Annotated in this window: 11 protein-coding genes; all 11 read right to left on the reverse strand. The window is 49.4% G+C overall.

Features of this window, described 5'->3' with window-relative positions:
- Positions 1-103: 103 nt before the first annotated feature.
- Positions 104-397, reverse strand: coding sequence for a PG0541 family transporter-associated protein (locus tag ACESTD_RS12220; RefSeq protein WP_005825638.1), 294 nt, complete (start codon positions 395-397; stop codon positions 104-106).
- A gap of 51 nt (positions 398-448) precedes the next feature.
- The gene (locus ACESTD_RS12225; protein WP_057256343.1) at positions 449-3,619 is read right to left on the reverse strand and encodes an efflux RND transporter permease subunit; all 3,171 of its coding nucleotides are present in this window, start codon (positions 3,617-3,619) and stop codon (positions 449-451) included.
- Positions 3,620-3,685: 66 nt separating this feature from the next.
- On the reverse strand, positions 3,686-4,699 hold the full coding sequence (locus tag ACESTD_RS12230; RefSeq protein ID WP_373158918.1) for an efflux RND transporter periplasmic adaptor subunit: 1,014 nt from the start codon (positions 4,697-4,699) through the stop codon (positions 3,686-3,688).
- A 43-nt stretch (positions 4,700-4,742) separates the two neighbouring features.
- Complete coding sequence (locus ACESTD_RS12235; RefSeq protein WP_373158917.1) at positions 4,743-6,095, reverse strand: TolC family protein; 1,353 nt, start codon at positions 6,093-6,095, stop codon at positions 4,743-4,745.
- A gap of 27 nt (positions 6,096-6,122) precedes the next feature.
- Positions 6,123-6,785 (reverse strand): TetR/AcrR family transcriptional regulator, encoded by a 663-nt coding sequence (locus tag ACESTD_RS12240; protein WP_005825647.1) that lies wholly within the window; start codon positions 6,783-6,785, stop codon positions 6,123-6,125.
- A gap of 155 nt (positions 6,786-6,940) precedes the next feature.
- Positions 6,941-8,437: a histidine ammonia-lyase gene (gene hutH / locus ACESTD_RS12245; protein ID WP_098032615.1), complete on the reverse strand. Its 1,497-nt coding sequence runs from the start codon at positions 8,435-8,437 to the stop codon at positions 6,941-6,943.
- Positions 8,434-9,063 (reverse strand): cyclodeaminase/cyclohydrolase family protein, encoded by a 630-nt coding sequence (locus ACESTD_RS12250; RefSeq protein ID WP_098032616.1) that lies wholly within the window; start codon positions 9,061-9,063, stop codon positions 8,434-8,436. Before ACESTD_RS12250 ends, hutH begins: the two co-directional genes overlap by 4 nt.
- Positions 9,064-9,111: 48 nt before the next feature.
- Entirely contained in the window at positions 9,112-10,365 is a 1,254-nt protein-coding gene (gene hutI / locus ACESTD_RS12255) for an imidazolonepropionase (protein ID WP_117991236.1), read from the reverse strand.
- A gap of 63 nt (positions 10,366-10,428) precedes the next feature.
- Positions 10,429-11,319, reverse strand: a complete 891-nt coding sequence (gene ftcD, locus ACESTD_RS12260) for a glutamate formimidoyltransferase (RefSeq protein ID WP_005833514.1) — start codon at positions 11,317-11,319, stop codon at positions 10,429-10,431.
- Between the two features lie 147 nt (positions 11,320-11,466).
- Complete coding sequence (locus ACESTD_RS12265; RefSeq protein WP_373158916.1) at positions 11,467-13,449, reverse strand: urocanate hydratase; 1,983 nt, start codon at positions 13,447-13,449, stop codon at positions 11,467-11,469.
- 137 nt (positions 13,450-13,586) lie between these two features.
- Positions 13,587-14,246: a lipocalin family protein gene (locus tag ACESTD_RS12270; RefSeq protein WP_195288768.1), complete on the reverse strand. Its 660-nt coding sequence runs from the start codon at positions 14,244-14,246 to the stop codon at positions 13,587-13,589.
- Positions 14,247-14,378 lie beyond the last annotated feature (132 nt).

A 14,378-nucleotide genomic window follows, 5' to 3' on the forward strand; every position in this document is an offset into this window, starting at 1 on the left:
TATAGATATAGGTTGAAAAAATCTCTCCGGACAAAAAAGAATTATCCCCAAAGAAACAAGATTTTTTCTCCGGGGATAACGGTTATAGACAGAGCAGACCCGATTAAATGGTCTGTTCGATATTCCAAACAAAAGCACGGAGTCCGAGTTGCTCGGTCTCCTTGTCCATCCGGTGGAGCGCTTCGAGCAACGGAGCCACCTTAGCCTCATCTATGATAGTGATGATGGCGGAACACATACTGGGCCAGGCATGGCTGCCATAGTGCGGTTCCCCCGTCTTACTGCCACGCCCCTGTACTTGCTGCCAATAGCTGAAGCCGCGGCAGTTGTGGCGGTCAAGCAATGCCATGATACGTTCAAAGAACGCTTGGTCGAATGTTATAAATACTGATTTCACGCTATATAATGTTTAGTGATTAATGTTTAATGATTAACGGATAATGATTAATCATTGTTTACGTGGTTTCGTCATCTTCTCCTTATGCAACTGGTAATAATCATTCAGCTCACGGTCTTTCTTAATCTTCTTACGCGTGCGGCGGATACCAACACCTGCAAACGAGCAATAGAGTACGGGGACAAGAATCAATGTCAGAATGGTAGATACCGTCAGACCGCCAATTACGGCAACACCCAACGGACGCCACATCTCGGCACCTTCACCCTGCCCTACAGCCATCGGCACCATACCGAGGATAGTGGTCAGCGTAGTCATCAATACCGGACGCAAACGGCTGCGGCCTGCCGTGACTACAGAGTGAAGCACCGCTTGACCACGTTCGCGGCAAAGCGTGATGTAGTCGATGAGTACGATACCGTTCTTCACCACAATACCAATCAACATGATTCCACCCAAAAGCGACATCACATTCAAATTGGTTCCCGTAAAGAATAATGCCATCAACACACCGCTGAATGCAAATGGAATGGAAAACATGATGATGAACGGATAGCTCAAAGACTCAAACTGAGCTGCCATCACAATGAATACGAGAATAACAATCAATACAGCCAGCGTTCCCAAGTCGGAGAATGAATCCTGTTGGTCCTCATACGAACCCGAAATCTGGATAGAAGCACCACTTGGTAAGTCCATCTTATCAATTATAGCATTACCATCGGCCACCACATCGCCCAAAGGTGCTCCCGAAATAACCGCAGATACAGTAACAATACGCTCACGGTCTTTACGTTCGATGGTAGGAGGAGCAGAACGCTCGACTACTTTGCCGAGGTCTTTCACGCGAATACCCTCACCGGAAGGCGTATAAATAAGGATGTTCTCCAAATCTTCAATCTTTGTACGGAATTCGGGAGCGTAACGCACACGGATGTCGTACTCGTCACCATCTTCGCGATAATAAGATGCCAAAGCACCATTTACACGATTACGCAGATAGTTGGAGGCAGTAGAAAGATTCAAGCCATGCAATGCCAGCTTCTCACGGTCAAAGTCCACCTGATATTCGGGCTGATAATCCTGACGGCTGATGTTCACTTCACTCACACCTTTCACCTGCAACAATTTCTCTTTCAGTTCGGCTGACACTTTGTCCGTAGCGGTGAAGTCGTAACCATAAACCTCAAAGTCGGCACTTGCCTGGGCGCTCATGCCGCCTGTGCTACCGCCCAGAATAACCTGCGCCTTGTCCAATTCGGGATACCCCTTCAAGTCCTCACGCATTTCGTCGCAAACGGTTTCCAGTGTCACGTCACGGTCTCCCGGACTCACCAGACTGATATTGAAACTAATGATATGACTACCGTTGTCCTGCATGGAAGCAAACGTATTGTCAGAGTCCGCCTGCCCCACAGTGTAGTTGCAAACTTTCATCATATCTCCGTAGCGCGTCATCCACTTGTTTGTCAGTTCCGAAGCCAATGCTTCCGCACGCTCCACACGGGCCCCGATGGGCAACTGAAGGTTGATACCGATGCGGCTATTGTCTGCTGCCGGGAAGAACTCGGTACCGATGTACTTGGCACAGAACAGACTTGCCACAAAGAATGCGGCACAGCCTGCCATAACCGTCAGACGATGGCGCACAGCCCAGTTCAACCGGTTCTGATACCACACGTCAAGACCGTCCAGCGCACGCTGAATCGGCGTATAGAGCGTAAGGAACATCTTACTCTGCTTTTTCTGCAAACGCAGAAGCTGCGCACACATCATCGGGGTGAATGACAAGGCTGAAACTGTGGAAACCGTCATAATCACACACATCATCCATCCCAACTGACGGAATAACACACCGGACATACCACTTACCATCGTCAATGGGAAGAATACCGCAATCATAGTCAGCGTAGATGCAATTACGGAGATGGCCACCTCGTTCGTGGCATGTATCGCTGCCTGCTTCGGTTCGGAACCCCGTTCAATATGGGTCGTTACATTCTCGAGTACCACAATGGCGTCGTCCACCACGTTACCAATAGCAATAGAGAGACAAGAGAGCGAGATGATATTCAGTGAACCGCCGTCGATGATACCCAGATAGATGAACGAGGCAACCAGTGACATCGGTATGGTGATACAGATGATGACCGTGGCACGCCAACGCCCCAAAAAAACGAACACCACCAAGATAACGAACAGCATAGCGTACATAATGGTTTCCTCCAAGCTGTCTATCGTATTCAAGATGTTATCGGAAGTATTGACAATGATCCCCAGCTTCACATCGCTCGGCAGTGACTTTTGCAACTGTGGCAACATATCAATTACCTTCTGCGAAATAGCTACAGAATTGGCACCCGATTGTTTCTGCACCACAATCATGGCGCCCTGCACACCGTTACTATACGTCTTCTGTGCACGTTCCTCCACAGAGTCCACAACTTTTGCCACATCGCGCAGATAGACGGAAGCACCGTTGTGCGTACCTACCACGATGTTCTCCATCTCTTTGGGATCCTTGAACTCACCTTCCACACGCAGCGAATAGGTATTGCTACCCACATCAAACGTACCGCCCGGCGTATTCCGGTTTTCGGCACTGATAATAGAGCTGATAGTTTCTACAGAAAGGTTGTAGGCATCCAGTTTATTGGGGTCGCAATATACATTGACCTCACGCTTGGGGGCACCCGAAATGGACACCGTACCCACACCGGGCACACGCGCCAAGGGATTCGCCACGTTGTCATCCAATATTTTGTAAAGAGCCGGCTGGCTCTCCTCCGCCTGCACGGAGAGCAGCAGGATAGGAATCATGTCCGTACTGAACTTGAAGATGATGGGAGTTTCAACCTCATCGGGCAGCATGGAGCTCACCATGTCCAGTTTATCACGCACGTCGTTCGTCAGCACGTCTATGTCATACCCATACTCAAACTCCAGCGTAATCACGGAAATATTCTCCGACGAACGGGAAGTGATATGCTTCAAGTTGCTGACCGAATTCAGCACATTTTCCAATGGACGGGTCACGTTATTCTCGATGTCCGAGGCACTGGCACCCTGATAGGTCGTCATCACCATAATGGTGTTGGTCTCGATGTCCGGATAAAGGTCTACCGGCAATTTCGACAGAGAGAACAGACCAAATATAGCCACTGCCAGGAAGCAGAGCGAGGTCATAATCGGTTTCTTAACCGCTCCTTCGTATAAACTCATGATAATAATGTATAATGATTAATGGTTAATGATTAATGTGGGGGATTATTAAACATTAAACATTAATCATTGTATCTCTACTTCTACACCGTCGGCAAGCTTGGATTGTCCGGCTATGACGACTTGAGAGTTGTTATCTACACCGGAAATCAACTCATACTCCGTATCCATACGACGGCCAAGCTCTACCTTATTATAAGACACCTTGCCGTCCTTGTAGACATAGACATAGCGGTCGCCTGAACCGGCACGCTTCACAATGGCCAGGTCGGGAACAACCACGTGGTCCTGTGTTCCGAAGTTCAGCGTGGCGCGGGCAAACATTCCCGGACGTACGCGCTGATCACGGTTGACAAGCTGTATCTCTACCGGGAAAGTACGGGTAGCCGGGTCGATGGTAGGATAAACAAGGCTGATTTTGCCTTCGAACTCCTCGTCACCATAGACATCTACTTTCACGGATACGGGAGCGCCCTTCTTCACTTTGGTAAAGTAGCCTTCGGATACGTTGATGTATAGTTTTACCGGAGTGATTTGCTCCACTACCAGTACCGGTTCTCCACCGCTATACATATCTCCGTTATCGTAATTGCGTGCCGTCACCACCCCGTTAATGGGACTGAGCAACGAGGTGTTCTCCAAGAGATTCTTATAGGAAGTCTCACGGATGTCGAGATTCATCTTGGCGGTATCCCACTCCGACTTGGAGGCACCGCCTACCTTATACAACTCGTCAATACGCTTGAACTCTATCTGCTGGTTGTCCAACTGATATTTTATCTGCTTCAGATTGGCAGCATCCATGCTGACCAGCTTCTGGCCTTTCGACACGCGGTCGCCCACCTCCACAAAAATGCGGTCTATACGCACCGGAGAAGAGGGAGCAATATTGTTTTTTACTTCGGCTTCCACCGTAGCGGTGTATTCCTGAATCTGTTCCACGGGACGGAACGACACCTCGGCCAGTTTCACCCTCGGCTTTTCGTCCACCTTCTCAGCAGCAGCTTTATCACTACCTCCGCTACATGCCCCCAGCATGGCAACAACCAGCAGGGCCATCCATTGAAAACCTTTTTTCATATCGTTGTTCTTATTTCTATTCTTCATTCTTAGTTCTTCATTCTTAGTTCTCTGCAATATAATCCTTTCCCAGCACTTGGTCAAGGTCAGCCTTCGCAACCAGATAATCATAGATGGACTGATTATAAGTCAGTTCGGCCTCCGTAAGCTGCACTTGCGAAGTGTTCAGCTCCAACACCGTACCTTTACCTACCTCATAGCGTTTACCGGCAATCTGCACAGCTTTCTGTGCCTGCATCACATTCTCGCGGTTGCTGACAACCTGCTCGGAACTGGCAGCCATGTTGTTCTGGTAGCTGGTAATCTGCATGTTCAGCTTTCGCTCTGTGTCCAGACGGTTCTGCTCCAACTGACGTATCTGAATACGGTTGGACTTGAGCTTGGTGAAATTGCTTGCCTTATACAAAGGAATACTCAGCGTAAACATCAGTGCGGAACTTCCGCTCCAATTATAATCGAGGATGTTCCAATCCTCGTTGTAGAGTGACTGGTACTGGTAAGAATAGTTCATACCCAAAGTAGGCATGAAGTTGGCACGGAGTGACTTGATGTTCTGATTGAGCATCTTCCGGTTCAAGTCCAACTGCTTCATCGTCGTATTATTGTTCAGATTGGCAGCGGGCTGATTCAGTTCATTGGCAAACAGCTCCGTCTCATAGTTGCCGAGATTGTCGGCAATCTCTATATCCACATCGGCCGTTACCCCCATCAGTACCTTCAACTGCAACTTGGACAACGTCACGGCATTACCCGCCGAAATCACATTCGGCTTAATGCTGCGCATCTGCACCTCGGCACTGATTTTATCGAACTCACTGACGGCACCCTGCTGATACTTGGCATTGACAATGTTGTAGTTGTCTTCCGCCAGCTTATAGCTCTTCTGCAACACATCGTAGGAGTCTTGCGTCAGCATCAGCTGATAGTAACCCTTAGTTACCTGGTTCACCAAGTCCAGCTTAGAAGCCCGTGACTTTTCCACAGCCAGTTCAATGTCTGTCTTCGTCATCGACATGGCCTTATATACGCTAGGGGCGAATATGGGCAAACTGATATTCAGCACCCCGCTTACCGTATTCGAATTGTCCATACCCATCTTGAACGACTGTCCGCCAAGATTCATCTGTGCCGCACTGATGGTATGATTCCACGTACCGTCAATGCTTGCCTGCGGAAGCAAGTTCTGCCAGGTCTCCTTGTGAGTCACTTTCTTCAAAGCAATTTCTTCCTCCGCCACCTTTATGGTAGGATTGTCGCTTAAAGCAATCTCCAAGGCACGGTCAAGGGTCAGGGTCAGGGTATCCTTTGCCTCTTGTGCGCGCACATAGCCGCCGGCATACAGCACAGCAGCTGCCAACAGTAGTGCTCTTCCTACCCAAAATCTCTGCATCTTCATAAATCAAAAATAGATTATTTATTAAAACTACTCCTTCGTTTCATCCGGCTTTACCTGATTCTTGCGATATTCGCAGATAAAGTCCTCCAGGACACGGGCACCCTTCTCCGTAGAGATACCGCGCAAGAAAGTGAACATGATAGATTCGTACACTTCAAGGAAAGAATACTCATTGCAAATGTCCGAATTCATCAGCAAATCGAGCTGGTCGCGCACGAGCAGATTGATAATGGCGAAATTCACATCATCACGAAAAATGCCTTGCTTCACGCCCTCTTTGAAGAAGTTCACTGTATCTTCCGAGCTCCGGTTCCGATTGTTCTTCATCAACTGATAAGCCTTGGGATATTTCTTGATATCCTCAAAAAACTTCTTGTTCGTGGCATGAAAACGCTCTATGCTCCACTGATAACATCTCAACAAAACTTCCAATACGTTACTGGAAGTCTCTATTACTCCTTTCACAAAAATATCACCATCCTTCTGGGACTTCAGGATACATTCTTCCAACAAGGTTTCCTTGTCCGGAAAAACTTCGTAGAGAGTGCGCTTAGAGATACCCAAAGATGCGGCAATCTCATCCATCGTGATACTTTTTATTCCATTTGTTGTAAATAATTCTACGGCGGCCAGAATGATACGTTCCCTCAGTTCCACCCGTGATGTTGAATGCTTCGTGTGTTCGCCCATTTTTCTTCCCTTTCTAAACTAAAACTATTTTTATTCATTATCGGAATAAAACGGGACAAATATAGAAAGAAAACTCAATTCGCCAATTAAGTTTCCTTTCTTATTGTTAACAGATTAATAATTATTATGTTTCTGGCAGATTTATTGGGAAGTTCCTAATAATCAAACTTTGTCCGGTTGAGGAAAGCGACTGTCTTATGGATTTCCTTATACATCACGATGTCTTCCTTCACAAAAGGGACTTCCTTGCGATATTCATGCAGGAAACGCTCCAGAACGGGAGAAGTCTTTGCCGGACGGCGGAAGTCGATGCCTTGAGCGGCATTCATCAGTTCGATGGCAAGGATATGCTCCAGATTGTCCATAATGCGATAAAGCTTAGTAGCTGCATTGGCACCCATGCTGACATGGTCTTCCTGCCCGTTGGAGGAAACGATGGAGTCGCTGCTGGCGGCATAGCAGTACATCTTATTCTGGCTTACCATAGACGCGGCAGCATATTGCGGAATCATGAAACCGGAGTTCAGACCGGGATTGGCCACAAGGAATTCCGGAAGTCCACGCAGCCCCATGATAAGCTGGGCGATGCGCCGCTCGGATATATTGCCCAACTCTGCCAGGGCAATGCCGAGAAAGTCGTAGGAAATGGCAAGCGGCTGGCCGTGGAAGTTACCGCCCGAGATGATACGGTCCTCATCGGGGAAGATGGTGGGATTGTCCGTCACAGAATTGATTTCCGTCAGCAGGACGGAAGCCACGTAACGGATGGCGTCTTTCGTGGCCCCATGCACCTGAGGGATGCAACGGAACGAATAAGGGTCTTGTACATGCTGCTTGGGACGGGCTATCAGTTCGCTGCCTTCCAATAGTTTGCGGAAGTTGGCACCCGTTTCTATCTGGCCCTTGTGTGGACGGATCTGCTGGATACAGTTCATAAACGGGTCTATACGCCCGTCGAAAGCTTCCAGAGAAAGGGCGGCAATCAAGTCGGCTTTCTTGGAGAGACGGAAGGCTTTGAGAAGGGCAAAGACACCGTTGGCACTCATAAACTGGGTACCGTTGAGTAATGCCAATCCCTCTTTACTCATCAGCTTCACCGGTTCCCAACCGAACTCATCGAGCACACTGATAGCCTCGCGCTTCTTTCCTTTATAATAGACATCGCCCACACCGATAAGCGGCAAGAAGAGGTTGGCCAGAGGAGCCAGGTCGCCGGAGGCGCCCAGTGAGCCACGGTCATAAACGATAGGCATCACGTCGTTATTGAAGAAATCTAGGATGCGCTGCACGGTGATGACCTGCACACCGCTATGCCCCAAAGAGAGGGCATGCGCCTTGAGCAACATCATCAGTTTGATGATGACCGGGCGTATCTCCTCGCCCACACTGCAAGCATGGCTCTTGATGAGATTTTCCTGCAAGGTGCCCAGCTCGTCCGACGAAATGCTCTTACTGCACAACGAACCGAAACCGGTAGTAATGCCATACAAGGGTTCTTCCGACTCCGCAATCTTCTTGTCCAGATAATCGCGGCACTTCTGTATCCGCAGCTTGGCTTCCGGAGCCAGCTCCAGTTTCAGGTTTTCATTGATGATACGTTCGATGAGGTCGAAGGTCAACTCACCGGAACCTACATAATAGACATTGTTCATACTTTCAGCTCTTGATTGATTTCGTCCAACAATTCCTTTTCTTTCGCACAAGCCAGGCGTTCCAATTCGTCGGCTTCACTTTGGAGCTTGGACACAAACTCCTTGTCCTTCAGCGAACCCAGGTTGATGCGTACATTCATCAGTGCGCCCAGCACAGCCGAACGGGCAGACATCATGGCCACACAAGCATCCGTAACGGCATTGCGGTTGCCCAGGCGGGCTACATCCATGATGACCGTCATCAGCTCATACGCATTGCGTGCCACCTGCATGGGAACAAGGGCGGCAAACTTGGTAGCCTCCTGGATGGCAGCGCTGCGCGCCGCCTTTTCCTCATCCGTAGCTTTCGGCATCTTGAAGCAGGCAAACACCTTGTCGTAGGCTTCAGAGTCGCGGTCTATATCTGCTACAAAAGCCTCCTTTTGCTGCAAGGCAACTCCGGAGATATGGCGCATCAGCTCTTCGTGAAGTTCATAACCTTTCTTACCGATGGTGAGGTTAGCAACCATAGCGGCAAGAGCAGAAGCAATAGCACCGTTCAAAGCGGCAATACTACCGCCACCGGGGACGGGATCGCTACCCGCCACTTTATTCAAAAATTCCTTTACTGTCAAATCAACTAACATGATATTAAATATTAAAGATTAAGGATTAAGAGGGGATATCAGCACTTCTTAAAGTACAGGATAAAGCACTCCCCCCTTTATGGTGGTATTGACACAATTCATACCTACATAATAAGGTAGAAAGTGATAATTATCCGTATTGAGCACTACGAAGTCTCCTTTCTTGCCCACCTCGATGCTGCCGATGCTATCCGCGCGGTTCAAGGCGGCGGCACCGTTCAAGGTCAGGGCAGTGATGGCCTCTTCAATACTCATTTTCATATAAATGCACGCCAAGGCAAATGTCAGGGGGATGGAGCCGGAGAAACAACTGCCCGGATTGAGGTCGGTGGCAAGGGCCACGGCACAACCGGCATCAATCATTTCGCGTCCACGAGCATAGGGTTCTTTCAAAGTAAAGGCTGTCAGCGGAAGAAGGGTCGCCACAACTCCCTTGTCGGCCATGGCGTGGATGTCCGCATCCGAAGCATGCAGCAGATGGTCGGCAGAGACGGCAGAAAGTTCAGCAGCCAGTCCGGCACCCCCTAATGGTACAATCTCGTCGGCATGGAGTTTCAAGGCAAGTCCCATTTCCTTGGCTGCCAGCAAAAGGCGACGGGACTGCTCGATGGAGAAAACGCCCTGCTCACAGAAGACATCGCAGAACTCTGCCAAATTATTATGAACCACTACGGGCATCACTTCGCGGATAATGTAGTCCACGTACTCGTCCGTCTGTCCGTTGTATTCTGCAGGCACAGCATGTGCACCGAGAAAAGTGGAGACAACGTCTACACGCTTGTGCTCGTCATTATTAAGGCTACGCATCACCCGAAGCTGCAGGAGCTCGGTTTCCTTGTCCAGACCGTAGCCGCTCTTTCCCTCTACGGTAGTCACTCCCATAGCACTCATCTGCTTCAGAAAGCCCTCCGCCTTGCTGCGCAGCTGGATGAAATTGCATGCACGGGTAGCTTTCACCGTACTCACGATGCCTCCTCCACGTTCCATGATGGACATGTAACTCTCTCCCTTCAAACGCCAGGAGAACTCCTCGGCACGCTCGCCACCAAACACAAAATGTGTGTGTGAGTCCACAAAGCCGGGTAGCAGACACTTGCCGCGGGCATTGTAATGCCAGTAGTGCTGATAATAGCCGTCACGCTCCTCTCCACGGTTAGGTCCGACGTAGGTGATGATGCCATCGGTCACTTCCACCGTAGCATTGTCGATGATGCTCAGTTGCTCCATCTCCTTGCCGCAACGGGCAGAAAAGCCGAGGGGGGTCACTACACGGGTATTGAATATAATAAGGTTTTCTGTCATAAAGCCTCTCTCCTAACCCCTCCCCCGTAGGGAGGGGAATTAAGTTAGTACTATTTAATTCGGTTACATTCGTGCTTCTAAGACTTGCTCCATGGAGAAGTTCTCCAATCCCAGATAGTAGGACGCTGTATCTATCAAGGCCTCCATCGGCACCAGACCGATAATCTCACTGCCCACAATACTGACGCCGTAGCGGCGGGCTTCCACACGCACCAGTTCGAAAGCACGGTAGAGGGCGGTGCGGGTATAGTCCGTCATGTTGATGGATACCTGCGTGATGCCGCGGTCCTTCAACTCCACTCCCATTGCCTTGCAATAACGCAGTCCTCCGCCGATGAAACGGATTTTCTTAGCGATGTCATGGGCTATCTCCAGACTGGGGGTATTGAGGTTGATGTTATAGGCCACCAAAGGCATGCGGGCACCGATAGCCACTGTGCCTGCGGTGGGATGACGTTCGGCCAGTCCGAAGTCGGGATGCCATTCCGGTTGCTTTATCTTCTCGGCCATACCTTCGAACTCCCCTTTACGGACAGCAGCCAAATTCTCCCGATGAGGGGCAGAAGCAGACTTTTCATATAAGAAGACGGGAAGATTGTAACGTTTTGCAACCTCCTTGCCCACTTCTTTCGAGAGGGCAACGGCTTCTTCCATCGTCACATTCCGGATGGGGATAAAAGGTACTACATCTACAGCACCCATACGAGGATGCTGTCCCTGATGGTGATTGAGGTCTATCAGCTCTACCGCCACGCCGATAGCTTCGAGCACAGCATCACGAAGCGGTTCCGGCTCGCCCACTACGGTCACCACAAGGCGGTTGTGGTCTTCATCGTTACTGTAATCCAACAGTTTCACACCTTGTTTGCCCCGAAAAGGAGCTACTATCTTATCTATCTTCTGCAAATCGCGCCCTTCGCTGAAATTGGGGACGCATTCCATAATCTTATTCATAATGCTCTTTAAAAAAAAATATATATACTCTGATTTTTCAGACGCAGATGACGCGAATTCTTTTTATCGGAATACAGAGACGTCGGGATTCTTTTGAAAGAAAAAATCCGCGTTATCCGCGTCTAAAAAATGAAATCATCACTTTACTTACTCCTTCACCACTTTCTGCACCAACTTCTCATCAGCCACATACGGCATCGTGATATGATAGCCGTCTGCATGCGTACGGTTAAACTCCTCGCTCGTCTCCATGGCATGCGGATTGCGTGCCCACGAACGGCGGGCCACACCACCCATCACATCCCACAACATAGCGGAACGCAGGATTTCGTCTACCCGCTCACTGCCGTCGCACACCATGCCGAAACCGCCGTTGATGGCTTTTCCGATACCTACGCCACCTCCATTGTGCAAGGCCACCAAGCTCATGCCACGCGCACAGTTTCCGGCAAAACACTGCACCGCCATATCTGCCATGACATTACTGCCGTCCTTGATATTGGATGTTTCACGGAATGGAGAGTCTGTACCGCTGACATCGTGATGGTCGCGTCCCAACATAATGGGGCCGACCTCTCCCTTACGCACCATTTCATTGAAGCGCAAAGCTATATTCATACGTCCCACGGCATCCTGATAAAGAATACGAGCCTGCGTGCCTACCACCAAGTTGTTTTTCTCCGCATCACGAATCCAATTATAGTTATCCAAATCTTGCCCGCGACGTGTAGGGTCGATACATTCCATCGCCGCACGGTCGGTCTTCACCAAGTCTTCATGTCTTCCACTGAGGCACACCCAGCGGAACGGACCATAACCATAATCAAACAGTTCCGGTCCCATTATGTCTTCCACATAGCTGGGAAAGATGAAGCCGTTCTTATCATCTCCGTCACGAGCAATTTCGCTCACGCCGGCATCGTAGACGGCTTTCATGAAGGAGTTCCCATAATCGAAGAAGTACGTGCCGTGTTCCACCAGCCTTTTTATAGCCTTGAAATGACGCTCCAAGGAAGCATCCACCAGACACCGGAATTTCGACGGATTCTCGTGCAGCATATGGGTACGCTGCTCAAACGTCAGTCCGGCAGGACAGTAACCGCCCTCATAGGTGGCATGGCAGGAAGTCTGGTCGGAAAGTAAATCTATGTGCAACTGCTTCTGCACCGCATATTCCAGCAAATCGACGACATTGCCGTGATAGGCCACAGAAACCGGGCGACACTCGTCCATAGCTTGTCGAGCCAGCGAGAAGGCTTCTTCCAGAGAATCTGTAACGTGTCCCACCCAGCCCTGGGTATGGCGGGTTTCGATGCGGGAAGCATCCACCTCGGCTATGATTGCCGCCGCCCCTGCCATCTCGGCAGCTTTGGGCTGCGCACCGCTCATGCCTCCCAGACCGGAAGAAACAAACAAGCGTCCGCGCAAATCGCCGTCCTGCGGAATGCCCAGTTTCAGACGGCCTGCATTCAGCAACGTGTTGAACGTGCCGTGCACGATGCCCTGCGGACCGATGTACATCCAGCCGCCGGCAGTCATCTGGCCGTAGTTGGCAACACCCATCTGCATAGCGGTGTGCCAGTCCTTCTGATTATCATAGAGCCCCACCATCAGCGCATTGGTAATGATGACACGGGGCGCCTCGGGCTTGGATTTGAACAGTCCCAACGGATGCCCGCTTTCGATAACCAGTGTCTGCTCGCGCGTCAACACTTCGAGGTACTGCTTGATGAGCCGGTATTGCATCCAGTTCTGACAGACCTGTCCCGTCTCACCATAGGTAACTAATTCATACGGATAAAGGGCGATGTCGAAACAAAGATTATTGTCAATCATCACCTGGAAGGCCTTGCCTTCAATACAGTTCCCTTTGTACTCGTCGATGGGTTTCGCTTTGAGGTCGCCCTGCGGGCGGTAGCGGTAGCCATAGATACGTCCACGTGTACGCAGTTCTTCCATGAACTCCGGAGCGAGGGTTTCGTGCAGCTCTTTGGGGATGTAGCGCAAAGCGTTCTTCAATGCCGTAGCCGTCTGCGCAGGGGTAAGGGTGTAGCCACGGTCGGGTGCCCGCCGGATACCCTCGACAAAGGAAGGATAGGAAGGCAATGTTTTACTTAAGGTTATCTCCATGTCCTATAAAGATTAAGGATTTACAAAGTGTCAGCCCACAAAGGTTATATTTGCCGCAATATAGAAATAAATCCCGACATTCGCAATGGAACGCCGGGATTATTTATCTTTTAGTCAGAAACCAACAAAGAAGAATTTTACTTTAAAGCCATTTTATTGATTTTCATTATCTGATAGACACCTTCATAATCGGCGGCAAATCCGTCATCGGCTTTGCCCATATCGATTACTTCCAACTCTACGTATACCGGTTTTCCGTTTTTAACTCCTTTCGTCATATCATCATATTTTTGCATGAGTTCTCCGGTCTCATCCACAATCCAATAATCGGCAGAATCTCCTTCGGCTTTGAAGGAACGCACCTCATGGCCGACGACCAGCTCGCCTCTTACCGACAGAAGTTTCTTGGCAGGGGTAAGCACCGCAGCAGGTATTGTTTTTTGATTCAGAACTTCATTGTTCCTGGCATATTTCAAGAGCAACTCTCCTCTTTTGATAATCAAGCTGTCCTGCGTCAGTTTTTCTATTGTCAGCGTATCCGTGAAAGAAATATTCTGGTGATTGCCGATGCTGGTACCTGAAAGCAACAACCGGTTTCCTACTTTTTTCCATGCCTCATATTTCAAGGTGGCCATGTTAATGGAAGAAGCGCTTCCGTCCCCATCAAGAACGAAACCTTGCTGCATGCCGGGCATTCCCGGAACCGGCTCCACCCAGGAGCCTTCAATGGAGGCGTTGTTGCAAGCAGTTAAAGCAACCATGCCAAGAACAGCAGTTAAATCTCTCAATCTTTTCATATCTCTTCTCTTTTTAAAACTATATTTCTAAACAAAGGAGCTCTTGTATTTCCTCTATTCTCTTGCAAAAATAATGTTTTTACGGGGGGGGCCACGCACTGAAGAGTCTTTTTTTCGCAAAACAATTTATGA

The sequence above is a fragment of the Bacteroides sp. AR20 genome (assembly GCF_964250605.1).
Lineage (GTDB): Bacteria > Bacteroidota > Bacteroidia > Bacteroidales > Bacteroidaceae > Bacteroides > Bacteroides uniformis.

What these genes read in the sequence shown, in the direction of transcription:
- ACESTD_RS12225 (WP_057256343.1), bottom strand. Translation starts at nt 3,619, where the DNA reads ATGAGTTTATACGAAGGAGCGGTTAAGAAACCGATTATGACCTCGCTC.
- ACESTD_RS12230 (WP_373158918.1), bottom strand. Translation starts at nt 4,699, where the DNA reads ATGAAAAAAGGTTTTCAATGGATGGCCCTGCTGGTTGTTGCCATGCTG.
- ACESTD_RS12235 (WP_373158917.1), bottom strand. Translation starts at nt 6,095, where the DNA reads ATGAAGATGCAGAGATTTTGGGTAGGAAGAGCACTACTGTTGGCAGCT.
- ACESTD_RS12240 (WP_005825647.1), bottom strand. Translation starts at nt 6,785, where the DNA reads ATGGGCGAACACACGAAGCATTCAACATCACGGGTGGAACTGAGGGAA.
- hutH (WP_098032615.1), bottom strand. Translation starts at nt 8,437, where the DNA reads ATGAACAATGTCTATTATGTAGGTTCCGGTGAGTTGACCTTCGACCTC.
- ACESTD_RS12250 (WP_098032616.1), bottom strand. Translation starts at nt 9,063, where the DNA reads ATGTTAGTTGATTTGACAGTAAAGGAATTTTTGAATAAAGTGGCGGGT.
- hutI (WP_117991236.1), bottom strand. Translation starts at nt 10,365, where the DNA reads ATGACAGAAAACCTTATTATATTCAATACCCGTGTAGTGACCCCCCTC.
- ftcD (WP_005833514.1), bottom strand. Translation starts at nt 11,319, where the DNA reads ATGAATAAGATTATGGAATGCGTCCCCAATTTCAGCGAAGGGCGCGAT.
- ACESTD_RS12265 (WP_373158916.1), bottom strand. Translation starts at nt 13,449, where the DNA reads ATGGAGATAACCTTAAGTAAAACATTGCCTTCCTATCCTTCCTTTGTC.
- ACESTD_RS12270 (WP_195288768.1), bottom strand. Translation starts at nt 14,246, where the DNA reads ATGAAAAGATTGAGAGATTTAACTGCTGTTCTTGGCATGGTTGCTTTA.